The following is a 257-nucleotide window of genomic DNA, read 5'->3' as shown; positions in this document are numbered from 1 at the left end:
TTCATTATACCCTCTCTTAAAAGTTGTCTCAGGAATCAGCTTACATCCACCTGGCGGCAATCGGCGTGACGCTGGTCTTGTTCGTTGTCTTCCCCAAAAACATCAATGAATCGGGGTTAACTACGAGCAAGTCCTTTGTGATGGGAGAGAACACTTTCATCTATGCCAACGCCAAACGGTATAGCAATCAAACGTATCGGCTGGGCTTTTATGTCAGTGACAATCAGCTTGATCCGTTGGCTGCCGTCCGCGCAAAG

Annotated in this window: 1 pseudogene; it reads left to right on the top strand. The window is 47.9% G+C overall.

What is annotated here, in order from left to right:
- Positions 1-65: 65 nt before the first annotated feature.
- Positions 66-257, top strand: a pseudogene (locus FD01_RS16580) (ABC transporter ATP-binding protein); the annotation flags it as partial.

It is taken from the genome of Lacticaseibacillus manihotivorans DSM 13343 = JCM 12514 (assembly GCF_001435035.1).
GTDB lineage: Bacteria > Bacillota > Bacilli > Lactobacillales > Lactobacillaceae > Lacticaseibacillus > Lacticaseibacillus manihotivorans.
Note: the sequence above shows the minus strand (reverse complement) of the source record. Positions and strands in the feature narration are given on the sequence as shown.